General features: G+C 71.1%; 12 protein-coding genes. 4 read left to right on the forward strand and 8 right to left on the reverse strand.

Annotated features, from left to right (window positions below; genetic code table 11):
• Positions 1–231 precede the first annotated feature (231 nt).
• Positions 232–561: a hypothetical protein gene (locus ABFX55_RS20680; protein WP_346123352.1), complete on the forward strand. Its 330-nt coding sequence runs from the start codon at positions 232–234 to the stop codon at positions 559–561.
• A gap of 128 nt (positions 562–689) precedes the next feature.
• Here ABFX55_RS20680 and ABFX55_RS20685 read toward each other — a convergent pair whose 3' ends face one another.
• The 4 genes from ABFX55_RS20685 to ABFX55_RS20700 form a co-directional block, all read right to left on the reverse strand.
• A complete protein-coding gene (locus tag ABFX55_RS20685; protein WP_346123354.1) occupies positions 690–1,712 on the reverse strand; it encodes a LacI family DNA-binding transcriptional regulator in 1,023 nt (340 codons plus the stop codon).
• Between the two features lie 67 nt (positions 1,713–1,779).
• On the reverse strand, positions 1,780–2,649 hold the full coding sequence (locus tag ABFX55_RS20690) for a carbohydrate ABC transporter permease (RefSeq protein WP_346123356.1): 870 nt from the start codon (positions 2,647–2,649) through the stop codon (positions 1,780–1,782).
• A complete protein-coding gene (locus ABFX55_RS20695; RefSeq protein ID WP_346123357.1) occupies positions 2,646–3,599 on the reverse strand; it encodes a carbohydrate ABC transporter permease in 954 nt (317 codons plus the stop codon). The genes ABFX55_RS20690 and ABFX55_RS20695 overlap by 4 nt, the downstream gene beginning before the upstream one ends.
• 19 nt (positions 3,600–3,618) lie before the next feature.
• Positions 3,619–5,001 carry an ABC transporter substrate-binding protein gene (locus ABFX55_RS20700; protein ID WP_346123359.1) on the reverse strand — a complete coding sequence of 461 codons (1,383 nt, stop codon included), beginning with the start codon at positions 4,999–5,001 and terminating at the stop codon, positions 3,619–3,621.
• 190 nt (positions 5,002–5,191) lie between these two features.
• Between ABFX55_RS20700 and ABFX55_RS20705 the strand changes: the two genes are divergently transcribed.
• From ABFX55_RS20705 to ABFX55_RS20715, 3 genes are read left to right on the forward strand one after another with little or no spacing between them, the layout of a single operon-like run.
• A complete protein-coding gene (locus ABFX55_RS20705; RefSeq protein WP_346123360.1) occupies positions 5,192–7,582 on the forward strand; it encodes a glycoside hydrolase family 2 protein in 2,391 nt (796 codons plus the stop codon).
• 5 nt (positions 7,583–7,587) lie between these two features.
• Positions 7,588–9,372, forward strand: coding sequence for a hypothetical protein (locus tag ABFX55_RS20710; RefSeq protein WP_346123362.1), 1,785 nt, complete (start codon positions 7,588–7,590; stop codon positions 9,370–9,372).
• A 45-nt stretch (positions 9,373–9,417) separates the two neighbouring features.
• The gene (locus ABFX55_RS20715) at positions 9,418–10,983 is read left to right on the forward strand and encodes a Rossmann-fold NAD(P)-binding domain-containing protein (protein WP_346123364.1); all 1,566 of its coding nucleotides are present in this window, start codon (positions 9,418–9,420) and stop codon (positions 10,981–10,983) included.
• Positions 10,984–11,050: 67 nt separating this feature from the next.
• Here the strand turns inward: ABFX55_RS20715 and ABFX55_RS20720 are convergent, their stop codons facing one another.
• The 4 genes from ABFX55_RS20720 to ABFX55_RS20735 form a co-directional block, all read right to left on the reverse strand.
• The gene (locus tag ABFX55_RS20720; protein WP_346123365.1) at positions 11,051–11,692 is read right to left on the reverse strand and encodes an SDR family NAD(P)-dependent oxidoreductase; all 642 of its coding nucleotides are present in this window, start codon (positions 11,690–11,692) and stop codon (positions 11,051–11,053) included.
• A 65-nt stretch (positions 11,693–11,757) separates the two neighbouring features.
• Positions 11,758–12,342 (reverse strand): TetR/AcrR family transcriptional regulator, encoded by a 585-nt coding sequence (locus ABFX55_RS20725; protein ID WP_346123367.1) that lies wholly within the window; start codon positions 12,340–12,342, stop codon positions 11,758–11,760.
• A 257-nt stretch (positions 12,343–12,599) separates the two neighbouring features.
• Positions 12,600–14,360: an ABC transporter substrate-binding protein gene (locus tag ABFX55_RS20730; RefSeq protein ID WP_346123369.1), complete on the reverse strand. Its 1,761-nt coding sequence runs from the start codon at positions 14,358–14,360 to the stop codon at positions 12,600–12,602.
• Positions 14,361–14,370: 10 nt separating this feature from the next.
• A complete protein-coding gene (locus tag ABFX55_RS20735) occupies positions 14,371–14,646 on the reverse strand; it encodes a DUF2160 domain-containing protein (RefSeq protein ID WP_221241011.1) in 276 nt (91 codons plus the stop codon).
• Between the last annotated feature and the right edge of the window lie 2 nt (positions 14,647–14,648).

Raw genomic sequence — 14,648 nt, forward strand, 5'->3', positions numbered from 1 at the left:
CGATGCGGAGCCACAGCACTGAAGGGTTTCAGCCCATGTTATCCAGGCTTCTGACCGCATGTCTCGTACCGCTCCTTCGTCGAGGCGCAGGCAGCCAGCCCGGTCTTCGTCGGCTCAGGCTGGTTCGTCTACTACGACCAGGCCGTCACCGGACGGCCCGGCGACGGCGAGAGCTTCAACTTCGGCCTGCTCAACCAGCAGGACCAGCCCTACACCGAGATGACGGACGTCATGCGGGACGCCAACCTCACGCTGGAGCTGGTGCACCTGCACGGCACCCGTGAGCTCACCGCCCCGATGGTGGCCGGCTCCATCACCCGGCTCGGGCCGATGACCGGCGGGCACGAGCCCTCGCTGACCCTGCCGCGGCTGCCGCGGGCGTTCACTCTTGAGATCGCCTCCTCCAGCAGGCCCGACATCGTCGCACTGGACGGGACCGCACGGCTTCCGTCCCGCGCCACCACCGTCACCCTCGCCCTCAAGGTCACCGGCGCGAGCGGCGGCGGCACGGCCACGACCGCGCCGCTGCGGGTGAAGGTGCCGCGATCGCCGCGACGGTAAGGCCCGCCCCGCGGCCGACCTGAAGAGCGGGAGCGGGACAGGGCGGCGCCGATCCGGCGCCGCCCGTCCTCAGCGGTTCTGCCCTCAGCGGTCTGTCCCCAGCCGCCCCGTCCTCAGCGGTTCTGTCCTCAGCGGTCCTGGGCCAGCGGGCCCGTGCTGCCCCGTGGGGCGAGCTGTGCCGGTTCTGTCTCCAGGTCGGACACGGTCTCCCCTCCGATGAGCGACAGCAGCAGGCGGGCCGCGGCCGTGCCGAGCGCGGGGACGTCACGCCGCATCGCGGTCAGGGCCGGCCGTACCACCTGCGCAAGCTGCGAGTCGTCCCACGCGACCAGCGACAGGTCGTCGGGCACGCGCAGGCGCATCTCCTGCGCCACCGACAGGCCGGCCACCGCCATGATGTCGTTGTCGTAGACGATCGCGGTCGGCCGCGTGGGGGAGCTGATCAGGCGCCGGGTGGCGCGCGCTCCCTCCTCGCCGGTGTAGTCGGTGTGCAGGGTGGCGCATTCCTCCAGGCCCAGCCTGGTGCAGGCCTCGGCGAAGGCCTCGTCCCTCACCTTGGTGTGCACGAGGTGAGGAAGGCCTGCCACGCGGGCGATCCTGCGATGGCCCAGCGCGGCGAGGTACTGCACCGTCTCGTGCACCGGCGCGCTCTCGTCCGACCGCACGGACACCAGCGAGCCGCTGCCCGGCAGCCCGCCGATCACCACGGCGGGCATGCCGAGCGCCTCGAGCACCGGGGTGCGGCGGTCGGCGACGTGCACCTCCACCACGATGGCGCCGTCGATGCGGCCCTCCGCCCACCAGCGGCGGTAGACCTCGATCTCGGCGTCCTGGTCGTCGGCCATCTGCACCATCAGCGCGTACGACTGGGGCTTCAGCGCCGTCTCGATCCCGCTGAACAGCTCCATGAAGAACGGCTCGGCGCCGAGGACGCTCGGCGGCCTGGACAGCACCAGGCCGATGGCGCCGGAGTGGGCGCCGGTGAGGGCGCGGGCCGCGGCACTGGGTCGCCAGCCCAGTTCGTCGGCGACCTTCAGCACCCGTGCTCGTGTCGCCTCCGACACGCCGGGGCGGCCGTTGAGGGCGTAGGACACCGCGCCCTGGGAGACCCCCACCCGCTGGGCGATGTCGGCGATGGTCGGCCGCTTCACGCTCGCACCTTACCCGCTGGTACGGCGGGCCCGGTGCCGGCCCGCCGTACGGGAGCGATCACTCCGGTCACCCCTTGAGCCCGGTGAAACCGATGCCGCGGATGATGTGCCGCTGGAAGACCAGGAAGAGCAGCACCGGCGGCACGATCGCGACGAGCATGCCGGCGATCACCTGGTTCTGCTCGGCCGTCTCGGCCAGCCTGGGCAGCGCGACGGCCAGAGGGTGCGCCTCGGCGTCGGAGATGGCGACCATCGGCCACAGGAAGTCCTTCCACGCGTCCATCACCGCCAGCAGCGACACTACCGCCAGGATGGGCCGCGACATCGGCAGGACGATCTGCCAGAACAGCCGGAACGGACCCGCCCCGTCGACCTGGGCGGCCTGGTACAGCTCCCGCGGCAGCGCGTCGAAGAACTGCTTCATGATCAGCACGTTGAAGGCGTGCGCGCCCGCGGGCAGCCACACCGCCCACGGGGTGTCCACGAGAGACAGGTCGAGCACCGTCAGGTACAGCGCCACCAGCGACACGGTGGACGGGACGAAGAGGGTGACCAGCACCGCGCCGTAGATCAACCGGCCGAACCTGGGCCTGAGCACCGAGAGCGCGAACGCCCCGGTGGCGGCCACGAACAGCTGGACGAACCAGGAGCCGCCGACCAGGACGACGGTGTTCAGCAGGTAGTGGCCGACTCTCAACTCCGTCCAGGCCGCCGCCAGGTTCTCCCACCGGGCATCGGAGGGCCAAAGCCGCAGCGGCTCGCGCAACAGCTCCTGGGTGGAGGACAGCGCCCCCTTCGCGGTCCACAGGATCGGCCCCAGTCCGACCAGCAGCGTGGCCAGCAGCAGCACGCCCTGGGTCAGCCGCAGGGACCAGCGCATGGCGGGCCGCCGCCGGTCGAGGTCGGAGACGATGCCCCGGCCGCGGTCGTCACTCATGCACGGCTCCATTTCCTCGTCAGACGCAGGTAGACGGCGGAGACGACGCCGAGCGCGATCGCCAGCAGGACGCCGAGCGCGGCGGCCGTGCCGTAGTCGCCGTAGATGAACGCGTAGCGGTAGATCAGCAGCAGGATCGTCACCGTGGAGTCCTCGGGCCCGCCGTCGGTGAGCACGAAGGGCTCGGTGAAGACCCGGAAGGTGCCGATGATCTGCAGCAGCAGCATGATGAGCAGAACGCCCCTCAGGTGCGGGAGGGTCACGTGCCACAGCCGCCGCCAGATGGAGGCGCCGTCCATCTCGGCCGCCTCGTACAACTCGCCAGGCACCGAGGTGAGCGCCGCCAGGTAGATCAGCACGGTCGAGCCCGCGGCGGCCCAGGTGGCCTCCAGCACCAGGCTCGGCATCGCGGTGGTGGTGTCCTGCAGCCAGAGGAAGGGGCCCAGCCCGATCGTGGCCAGAGCCTGGTTGAACAGGCCGTGGTCCGGATCGTAGAACCACTTCCACATCAGCACCGCCACCACGGGCGGGACCGCCACCGGCAGGTAGACCAGCACCCGGAACAGGCCGCCGAACCTGCGCAGTTCCGACATCACCACGGCCAGCAGGATCGGCAGCGGGAAGCCCAGGACCAGCGCAAGCCCGACGAACCAGACCGTGTTGCGGACCGTGATCCACAGCAGCGGGTCGGCCAGCAGCGCGGCGAAATTGTCCGCCCCCACCCATACGGGGGCCTCCACCAGGTTGGTGCGCTGGAAGCTCAGCACCGCGCCGCGCACGATCGGCCACCACGCGAAGCATCCGAACACCGCCACCATGGGCAGCACGAACAGCCAGCCCGCCGGACGCGGCCGGCGGCGCGGCAGGCCGAGCCTGCGGCCGGCCCGCACGGGACCGGCCGGGGCCTCCTGCGGCCGATCCCGTGCAGGGCGCCGGTGCAGCGTCGTCATCGGCGCTCCCGTCCTGCGGTCACTGCCTGGCCCGATCCAGCGCGGCGGCGGCCTTGTCCTGGGCCTTGCGCAGCTCCTCGGCCGGCTCGGCGTCCTCGCGCGTCAGGATCGCCTGCACCGCCGTGTCCAGCGCCGCGTACATGTCCTGGCCCGCGACGGCAGGCTCGGTGACGAACTCCTGGGCGGCCACGCCCTTCTCGTACGGCTCGAAGTTGGCGACCGGCACGTTGGCGTGTTCGCGCTCGGCTCGCAGGACCGGGTCCGCGACCGCGGGGCCGTACAGGGAGACGTAGGGAAAGCCGACAGGGACGTCGTCGGCGGCCTTGGCTGCGGCGACCGTCGCCGCGGCCTTGGTGTCGTATCGCGGCTTGAGGAAGAAGAAGTCGATCCACTTCACCGCGGCGGCCCGCTCGGCCGCGGTGGCCTTGGGGCTGACCACGGCCACCTTGCCACCGAGCAGCGTCGCAGGCGTGCCCGCCGAGGGAAGGGCGGCCATGCCGAACACCTCGGCGGTGCCGCCGAACTGGGTCGCGAACTCGGTGTAGGAGCTGGGCGTGGCGATCATCATGGCGACCTTGCCCGCGGCGAAGTCCTTGGCCAGGTCGGCCGCGTTGCGCAGGTGCTGGGTGCCCATGGAGCCGTCGGTCCAGCGCATCCCCTTGAGCAGGCCGAGGACGGCGCGGGACTGCTCGGTGTCGAGGGTGGCGACGGCCTTGCCGCCGCTGTCCTGCTGGACGCGGCCGCCGTAGGTGTAGGTCATCGTGGTGAAGATCCAGCCGCCGGTGTTGTTGGTGGCCGGTACGCCGAAGCCGGGCACCCCGGTCTTGTCGGTGATCGTCTTGGCCGCCGCGCGGACCTCGTCCCAGGTCGTCGGCGGCTTGGCGACGTCGAGGCCCGCCTTGTCGAACAGCTGCCTGTTGTAGACGAGGCCGAGGGCGAACTGGCTGGTGGGCAGGCCGTAGACGCGGCCGGCCTGGTCGGTCGCGGGCGCCAGCGCGCGCTTGTCGAACGTGGCGGCATGCGGCAGCGCGCTGACCTCGCCGCTGATGTCGGCGACCTGGCCCCGCTTGATCAGCCCCTGCGGCTCGGTGAGCGGGACCTGGAAGACCGTCTCCACCTGGCCACCGGCCAGGCGGGTGGCGAAGGTCTTGGCCTCCCACTTGGACTCGCGCGGTTCGATGTCGATGTCGGGGTTGGCCTTCTCGAAGGCCGCGACCTGGTTGAGGAACTGCTGGCGCACGTTCTGCTGGGTCGTGGGCGGCAGGTCCGCGACGGTGATCCGGGTCCGTCCGCCCGCGGCGGGCTCGGCGGGGCCACCCGAGCAGCCGGCGACGGCGGTGATGGCAGTGCCGGCGAGCGCGGTGAGGGCGGCGGCGTACAGGCCCGGCGGTCGTTCTCGCATGAGAGCTCCGTTCAAGGGGGTGGGCCGTCACTATGGGTGGCAATCCGCCTCGTTGTCAATACTTCGCTGAAGCGCCTCATAAAGCGCGATCACGGATCTCATGCCAGCTTGATTACGGTATTGACCTGAAGGTGCGGCGGTCATATTGTCCACTTTACTTATGCGCTTAAGTGCATCCAGAGGAGACCATGTGAGTGTGTACCGACCGCTGGATCACGGGTGGACCGTGACCGCAGTCTCGTCCGAGGTGGCCATCGAGAACGTGCCCGCCACCGTTCCCGGCTGCGTGCACACCGACCTGCTCGCGGCTGGGCTCATCGCTGACCCCTACCTGGACGACAACGAGGACAGACTGGCCTGGATCGGCCGTACGGCCTGGCGGTACGAGACCGACTTCACCGTCGACGACGACGGCTTCGACCGGGCCGACCTGGCCTTCGACGGTCTGGACACCGTCGCCACGGTGACCCTGAACGGCGAGCGGATCGGCGCGGTCGCCAACATGCACCGCTCCTACCGCTTCCCCGTCCGCGAGCTGCTGCGTCAGGGCCGCAACACGCTGGCCGTCGAGTTCGAGTCCCCGTACCACCACGCCGAGGCGCAACGGGCCGTCAGCGGAGGACGCCCGAGCCCCTATCCCGAGCCCTACCAGTTCATCAGGAAGATGGCCTGCAACTTCGGCTGGGACTGGGGCCCCACCCTCGTCACCTCCGGCATCTGGCGGCCGGCCGCCCTGCACACCTGGAGCACCGCCCGCCTCGCCCAGGTCCGCCCGGAGATCACCCTCGAAGGGCGCGACGGCCTGGTGCGGGTCCACGTCTCGGTGGAACGCGCCTCCGACGTCCCGATCACGCTGACCGCCACCGTCGCGGGGGCCTTCGCCCGGGCACGGCTGGCGCCGGGCGCGTGCGAGGCGGTCCTGGAGATGCGCGTGAACGAGCCCGACCTGTGGTGGCCCCGCGGCTACGGCCCGCAGCCGCTCAGCCCGCTCACCGTCGTGCTCGAGGAGACGGGACAGACCTGGCGGCGCAACGTCGGCTTCCGCTCGATCCGGCTGGACACCACCGCTGACGAGCAGGGATCGGCTTTCACCCTCGTCGTCAACGACGTGCCGGTGTTCGTGCGCGGCGCCAACTGGATCCCCGACGACTGCTTCCCCTCAGGGGTGACCCGCGAGCGCCTGGCCGAGCGGTTCGCCCAGGCCTGCGAGGCCAACGTCAACCTGCTGCGGGTGTGGGGCGGCGGCCTGTACGAAAGTGACGACTTCTACGACCTGGCCGACGAGCTCGGCCTCCTGGTCTTCCAGGACTTCCTGTTCGCCTGCGCCGCCTACCCCGAGGACGACCCCCTGGCCGCCGAGGTCGCCGCCGAGGCCCGCGAGCAGGTGGTCCGCCTGGCGCCGCACCCCAGCCTGGTGCTGTGGATCGGCAACAACGAGAACTTCATGGGCCACGCCGACTGGGGCTGGCGCGAGCACCTGGCGAACCGCAGCTGGGGCGCGGGCTACTACCTGGACGTGCTGCCCGGCATCGTCGCCGAGCTCGACCCCTGCAGGCCGTACTGGCCGGGCACGCCGTACTCAGGCGACGACAGCCGCCATCCCAACGCGCCCGAGCACGGCACCGTCCACATCTGGGACGTCTGGAACGAGCGCGACTACACCGGCTATGCCGACTGGCGGCCACGCTTCGTCGCCGAGTTCGGCTTCCAGGGCCCTCCCACCCACGCCACCCTGCGCCGGTCGGTCACGCACGGCCCTCTCACCGCCGACTCCTCCCACCAGAAGGCGGACGACGGTCAGCGCAAGCTCCTGCGCGGCCTGGACGGGCACCTGCCGCCGCCCGCCACCTTCGACGACTGGCACTTCCTCACCCAGCTCAACCAGGCCAGGGCGGTGAGCTTCGGCGTCGAGAGGTTCCGCTCGCTCATGCCGTCCTGCATGGGCACGATCGTCTGGCAGCTCAACGACTGCTGGTCGGTCACCTCCTGGTCCGCGATCGACGGCGACGGGCGCCGCAAACCCCTCTGGTACGCGCTGCGTCGCGCCTACGCCGACCGCCTGCTGACCGTCCAGGACGGCGCCCTCGTCGCCGTCAACGACAGCCCCGAGCCGTGGTCGGGCGAGCTGGAGCTGGTGCGCCGCAGCCTCACCGGCGAGCCGCTGGCCAAGGAGTCGGCGCGGGTGCGGGTGCCGCCGAGGAGCGTGAGCAGGATCGCGCTGCCTCCCCACGTGGCCACCGCCGCCGACCCGTCGGCCGAACTGCTGGTGGCCGCCCTGGACGAGACGCGCGTCATCCGGTTCTTCGCCGAGGACGTCGACCTGGCGCTTCCCCCCGCCGCCTTCGAGGCGGGCGTACGGCCCGTGGCCGACGGCTACCTCGTCACCGTCACCGCCAGGACCCTGCTGCGCGACCTGACACTCCTGCCCGACCGGCTCGATCCGGACGCCACCGTGGACGACATGATGATCACACTGCTGCCGGGCGAGCGAGCCGTCTTCCACGTCCGCAGCTCCCGCGACCTCGATCCCGCGTCGCTGATCTGCGCCCCGGTGCTGCGCTGCGTCAACGACGGGAGGTAGCGCGGATGCGACTCGAGGAGTACGTGGCGGAGCTCGACGCACGATACGACGCCGACGTGCGGATGCCCTGGTCGCCCGCCACCGGGCCCGGCTATCACACCCGCGTCCCCGAGGGCGCCCGGGCGCACCAGACCAAGCAGGCCGCCGACTACGCCATCGCGCTCCTGCGGCTGGGCAGGGCCGATCGCGCAGGCGAGGTGCTCAACGCCCTGGCAGACCTGCAGGTGACCGACCCGCTCTCGGCTCACTACGGGATCTGGGGATGGTTCATGGAGGAACCCCCCGAGCAGATGAGCCCGGCCGACTGGAACTGGGCCGATTTCATCGGGGTGCGGCTGGCGCAGGTCCTCGCCGTCCACGGCCGGCTGCTCGAGCCTCGCGTGCGGCGGCGGGTGCGGGCCGCGCTCCACCACGCGGCGATGGCCGTCTTCCGCCGCAACGTCGATCCCGGCTACACCAACATCGCGGTGATGGGCGCCGTGACGACCGCCGCGGCCGGACAGCTGCTGCGCCCCGGCCCTCCCCACGCCCCGGCCCCCGCGCCCCGTGACGTCGACGACGTCCTGGAATTCGCAGATGGCGGGCTGCTGCTGGATTTCGGCAGGAGGCGGCTGCGCGCGGTGCTCGCCCTGCACGACGAGGCCGGCGGGTTCACCGAGTACAACTCCCCCGCCTACGGGAGGGTGGTGCTGGAGGAGCTGGAGCGGGCCGCGCTGATCGTGACCGATCCCGCCTTCAGGGCCGTCGCCGAGCAGCTGAGGGAGCTCACCTGGGCGGCGCTGGCCGAGCGGTTCCACCCCGGCACCGGCCAGCTCGCCGGCCCGATGAGCCGCGCCTACCACGACCGGATCCAGCCGGACCTGGCCGCGTACCTGCGCGCGCAGACGGGCGCGCCCGTCGTGGCGGCCGGGCAGGCGGGCCGCCAGACAGAGCCGCACGTGCCGTCGCAGGAAGGGCCGTCGCAGGAAGGGCCGATCCAGGAGCGGCCACCGCAGGCGCCGCCGCCGGTGGTCGCGCCGCTGTTGGTGCCGCCGCTGCCCTGCCCGCGGAACATCGCCGAACGCTTTCGCGCGCTGCCCTCGGTGCCCTACCAGGTGCGCACCCGCTTCAGCTCCGACACGACCGGCACGTCCTGGTTCGCCGAGGACGCCTGCCTCGGCTCCGCCGACGAGGAGTTCGCCTGGGTCCAGCGCCGCCCCCTGCTCGGCTACTGGCGCACGCCCGACGACCCGGCCGTGGTCCTGCGGGCCCGGATGTCGCTCAACGGCCACGACCTGAGCGCCGCCTGGTGCCGCCAGCATCAGGAAGGCCCGCGCGTGCTGTCGGCCTGGTGGCTCAGCTACGACTCCGGCGACTTCCACCCCGTGCTCGACCGGCCCACCGGCAGCGTCTTCCACGTCGGCGACCTGCGGCTGAGCGTGACCCTGCGGGGCCGCGGGGTGGAGGCCCGCGAGCTGGGCGACGGCGTGTTCGCCCTGCGCGCAGGGGAGCGGCAGGCGGTCGTGCACACCGCTCCTGCGCGCTTCCTCGACCGGACCAGGACCTGGCAGGCCGTCAACGACGACGGCGAGGCGCGGGTCGAGGTGAGGCTCCACCAGGGGCCGGGCACGCCGCTCGACTTCCACGAGGCCAGGCTGCGGGCCGCCTTCGCCCTGGAACTGCTCGCCCCCGGCGAGCAGCCCCGCACCGCCGCCGTGACCGGCGACCACGACGGCGACGGCCTGCTCCGCTGGCGCTGGGACGGCCTGCGGGTGAGCTCACCGGCCGCACCCACGCCCTTCGACAGGTAGCTCCAGGACACGTTTCGCTCCCCCCACAAGAAGGAGTCCACACCCATGTCCCCGATATCACGACGACGCCTGCTCCTCGGCGTACCAGCCCTCGCCGCGGCCGGCGTGCTCGCCGAAGGCCGGGCGGCCACGGCGGCATCGGCGAGCGCCGCCGGCACCGCGCTCGTCGACCGCTACGGCCAGTACCTCCACCAGAGCTGGCCCGGCAAGGTCACCTCGGACGAGCAGCTGCGGCGCGAGTACGCCGAGGAGGCGGCGCGGCTCGCCGACGTCGCCTTCGACGCCGCCACCTACGACGCCTACGGCGGCCTGAAGCGGCTGGGGCGGCGCGAGGCGACCGGATACTTCCGCCTGGAGAAGGTCGAGGGCCGCTGGTGGTTCGTCACCCCCGACGGCCACCTGTTCTTCCTCAAGGGCGTCGACGCCTTCTCCGCGGAGGAGTGGGGCTACGGCACCCTGTACCTCAACGCCGACGGCAGCCCTCGCGAGCTGTTCGAGGAGCTGCCCGACCGTGACCGGTTCGCCGCCGCGTATGCCGTCGTCGAGCAGGGGCTGCACACGGTGAGCTTCCTGAAGGCGAACCTGATGCGCAAGTACGGCGACGACTACAAGGACAGGTGGCGCGACATCAGCCGGCGCCGGATGATCGACTGGGGGTTCAACGCCCAGGGCAAGTGGCACAGGGACCCTGCCGTCGTCATGCCCTACATCGAGCGGGCGCCGACGCCCACCGACGTCATCAAGGTGGGCTGGGGCATCGACCCGTTCGACCGTGACTTCTCCGCCAAGCTCGATCGCGCCTTCGGCGACTTCGGCATGCGCGGGATGCGCGACGACCCGTGGCTCATCGGCTACTTCTTCGAGAACGAGCGGGGCTGGAACCGGGAGATCGTGGCCCAGGTGGCGCGGAGGGGCTCGGACCTGCCGGCCAAGAAGGCGTTCGTGCGCCACCTCGAGCACGCCTACGGCGAGGATCTCGCCCGCGTCAACGAGCTCCTGGGCACCGATGCCCGCTCCTTCCGCGCGCTGGCCGACGAGGTGATCGACATCGCCAGGGTGCCAGACGGCGACGTGCGGGCGTTCATCACCCAGGCCTCCGCGACCTATTTCCGCAAGGTGCGCCAGGCGATCAAACGGCACGACCCGCACCACCTGTTCCTCGGCTCCTCGCTGGTGCCGACCTGGCGGACGAGCCCGGAGTGGAACGTCGGCGGGATCGAGCACCTGGACGCGATCTCCTTCGACTGGTACTCCGACAGCGCCGACTACCTGCGGCAGTACGAGACCCACGACAAGCCCATCATCAACATCGAGTTCTCCTTCTGCTACCCCGACCGCGGCCTCACCTCGCACAATCCCTCGATCACCGCCACCGGCATCGCCGACAGGGGCGAGAAGTTCAAGGCGTTCGTCGAGGCGCAGGCCAAGAGCCCGGTGTTCGTGGGCTACGCCTGGTTCGTCTACTACGACCAGGCGGTGACCCGCAAACCCGGCGCCACCGAGGCCTTCAACATGGGCCTGGCCAACCAGCAGGACCAGCCCTACCACGAGATGACCGACATCATGCGCGCGACGAACAGGACCGTCGAAGCGGTCCACCTGAACGGCTAGGAGGGTTCACGAGCACGCGGGCGCACCGGCACGCCGGTGCGCCCGGCACCCGCCCCGGCGCCGGTGGTCAGGAGCCCTCGTGTACGGCCTCGTGCTCCCACTGCCCTTGGGGCTGGGTGTGAAGCCGCCAGTAGTGCTCGGCGATGTCGTCGGGGTCGAACGCGGTGCCGGGGGCGACGGCCCCCGCCACGGTGACGCTGGCCACGTGCACGCCCGCGGCGCCGTACTCCTGGTCGAGCAGGCTCACCAGCGTCCTGACCCCCGCCTTGCCCAGCGACAGGCTCACGTAGGCCGCCTTCGGCTGTGGCATGCCTCCGGTGATGAGGATGGAGCCGCTGCCGCGCCGCGCCATCGCGGGCGCGACGTGGGCGGCGGCCGTGAGCGCGCCCACCACGTTGACCGCCCATGCGTCCAGGTGGGCACGGGCGGGCAGCTCGCCCGGCCCGTCGGCCTGGATGATCGCGGCGTTGTACACCACCACGTCCGGCAGGCCGAACTCGTCTGCCGCCCTGTCGAGCGCGGCGCGCAGCGCGACCTCGTCGGTGCTGTCGGCCGTCAGGGCGAGCACGGGCACCCCGCCCGGCTCGGCGCCCTTCAGCGTCCCTGCCCCTCGCGCGATCAGCGTGACCGGCATGCTCTCCCTGGCGAACCTGCGCGCGACCGCCTGCCCGATCCCCGGTCCCGCTCCGATGACCACCGCTCCTGCCACCTTGCCTCCTCCGTTCGTCCAGATTCGCGACAACGGGAGGTTAAAGCGTCACATCGGTGTGATGGTCAACCGCGCGCGCCGGGACGGTGGCCCGCCTGCCTGAGCACCGCGGCGAGAAAGGCCTTGATGTCGGCGGCGCTCGTGGTGTCGGGGTAGGAGCCGAGGTGGTGCAGCACCGCCCCGTTGAGCACCTGCTGGAGGATGTCGAGGTCCGTGTCGGCGGGCAGTTCGCCGCTGTCGCGCGCGGCGGCCAGCGTGGCGTGCTCGGCCGCCGCCCTGCGCAGGCCGTTGGCGCCGCGGTAGGCCTGGAGCAGTTCGGGGTGGTCGTCCACGGCGCCGTACAGGCGGCGCAGCATGCGGCGGTTGCGCGGCTCGCTCAGGTAGAGAGCCCAGTCGTCGAGCATGCTGCCGATGTCGGGCCAGTCGATGGCGCCGGGCTCGTGGTCCTGGTGGACCGACTCGATCGCCTGGACCAGCAGCGCCGTCTTGCCGGCGAAGCGCCGGTAGACGGTGGCCCTGGTCACCCCCGCCCGCTGGGCGACCTGCTCGATGCTGGTCTGGCTGGCGCCGTACTCGATCAGCAGGTCGAGGGCGGCGGCGAGCACGGCCGCGTCCACCTCCTGGCTGCGCGGCCGTCCCGGCGCCCTCACCGCTTTCCCGCGGCGGTGGCGGCGACGCCCGTCGCGCGGCCGGCGGTCACTTGCACGATCAGCCCCCTCGGTCGATCCCGGTCAGGGGCGCGACGAGGCCGGAGAGGATCCGGGCCCGCCTCGCGGCGCGCCCCCGCAGGTAGCCGACAGGGTAGCGCGGCCGCGGCCGGCCCGCGCCTTGGTGATCGCGCCTTGCCGGCCTCAGCCACCACCACGGCCCTTCGCGGGCCGGAGGCGGCGCCGAGGCCGGTCGGCCGTCAGTCGGTGCCCTTCCACTGGGCGAGCAGCTTGTCGTAGTCGAGCGTCTCAGGCTTGCCTCTCTCGTCGGCGAGCTTCGGCGCGGGGGCGCCGGGCTGGTCGAGCCAGTACTGCGCGTCCCTCTCCTGGTTCAGCTTCGGCGCGCACTCCCCGCCGTAGCCCCGCCGCTCCAGCCTGGACAGGATGTCGTCCTGCTGCTTGGCCAGGTTGTCCATCGACTGCTGGGCCGTCGTCTCTCCCGTGACCGCGGTGGCGACGTTCTGCCACCACAGCTGGGCCAGCTTCGGGTAGTCGGGGACGTTGGTGCCCGTCGGGGTCCACTGCTTGCGGGCGGGCGAGCGGTAGAACTCGATGAGCCCGCCGTACTTGGCGGCGTTCTCGGTGAAGTAGTCGCTCCTGATGTCGGAGTCGCGGATGAAGGTGAGGCCCGTGATGGACTTCTTCAGCGAGACCGTCTTGGACGTGACGAACTGGGCGTACAGCCACGCCGCCGCCCGTCGCTCCTGGGGGGTGTTCTTCAGCAACGTCCAGGCGCCGGCGTCCTGGTAGCCCAGTTTGTTGCCGTCCTTCCAGTACGCGCCGTGCGGGCTCGGGGCCATGCGCCACTTCGGCGTGCCGTCGGCGTTGACCACGGGCAGCCCCTCCTTGGCCAGGTCCGCGGTGAAGGCGGTGTACCAGAAGATCTGCTGCGCGATGGCGCCCTGCGCGGGAACGGGCCCCGACTCGCTGAAGTTCATGCCCGCCGCCTCCTTCGGGGCGTACTTCTTCAGCCAGTCGACGTACTTGTTGAGCGCGTAGACGGCCGCGGGGCCGTTGGTGTCGCCGCCGCGGGTCACCGACGAGCCGACGGGGCGGCAGTTCTCCACCCTGATGCCCCAGTCGTCCACCGGCAGCCCGTTGGGGATGCCCGCGTCGCCGTTGCCCGCCATGGACAGCCACGAGTCGGTGAAGCGCCAGCCCAGCGACGGGTCCTTGCGGCCGTAGTCCATGTGGCCGTAGACCTTCTTGCCGTCGATCGTGCCGTCGCCGTTCACCTTGTTGGTGAAGAAGTCGGCGATGTCCTCGTAGGCCGCCCAGTTGACGGGGACGCCAAGGTCGTAGCCGTAGGCGTCCTTGAACTGCTTCTTGATCTTCTCGTCGGTGAACCAGTCGTAGCGGAACCAGTAGAGGTTGGCGAACTGCTGGTCGGGAAGCTGGTAGAGCTTCTTGTCCGGGCCCGTCGTGAAGCTGATGCCGATGAAGTCCTGCAGGTCGAGCGTGGGCGAGGTGACGGCCTTGCCCTCTCCCGCCATGTAGTCCGACAGGGGGAAGACGTAGTCGCCGCGGGAGTGGGTGCCGATGAGGTCGGAGTCGTTGACGTAGGCGTCGTAGATGTTCTGGTTGCCCTGGATCTGGGTCTGCAGCTTCTCGACGACGTCACCCTCCTGGATCAGGTCGTGCTTGAGCCTGATGCCGGTGATCTCGCTGAAGGCCTTGGCGAGCTTCTGCGACTCGTACTCGTGGGTGGTGATCGTCTCGGAGACCACGTTGATCTCCATTCCGCGGTACGGCGCGGCCGCCTTGATGAACCAGTCCATCTCGGCCAGTTGCTGGTCGCGGGAGAGCGTGCTGGGCGTGAACTCCTCGCTGGCCCATCGGCGGGCGGCGGCCTTGCCGTCCTCCTCCCTGAAGTCGCTCGTGCCCCCACCTCCCCCGCCGGTGCTGCAGCCCGCCACCAGCAGGATGAGTACGGCACCTGCCCGTTTGAGCGTTGACGACATCGTCCCTCCTTCATCCCCATATGCCGATGACCAGTGCCACCAGCAGCGCGCAGCCCAGCGCCAGCCACATCGACAGGTCGGTGAGGGCGATCCACCCGGCCAGCACGACGGCCGCGCTGATCAGCCCGATGTACAGGCGGTCGCCCCTGTCGGTCTCGATGCGCAGGAATCCGCGGCGCGCGACGGGAGGCGAGAGCCTGCCCCACACCGCCATCCCGGTCAGCAGCAGTACCAGCCCCGCGAACACCAGTGCCGTGGGCGGGGTCCACACCATCCACTCGAGCACGG

Source organism: Nonomuraea roseola, from assembly GCF_039535395.1.
Lineage (GTDB): Bacteria > Actinomycetota > Actinomycetes > Streptosporangiales > Streptosporangiaceae > Nonomuraea > Nonomuraea roseola.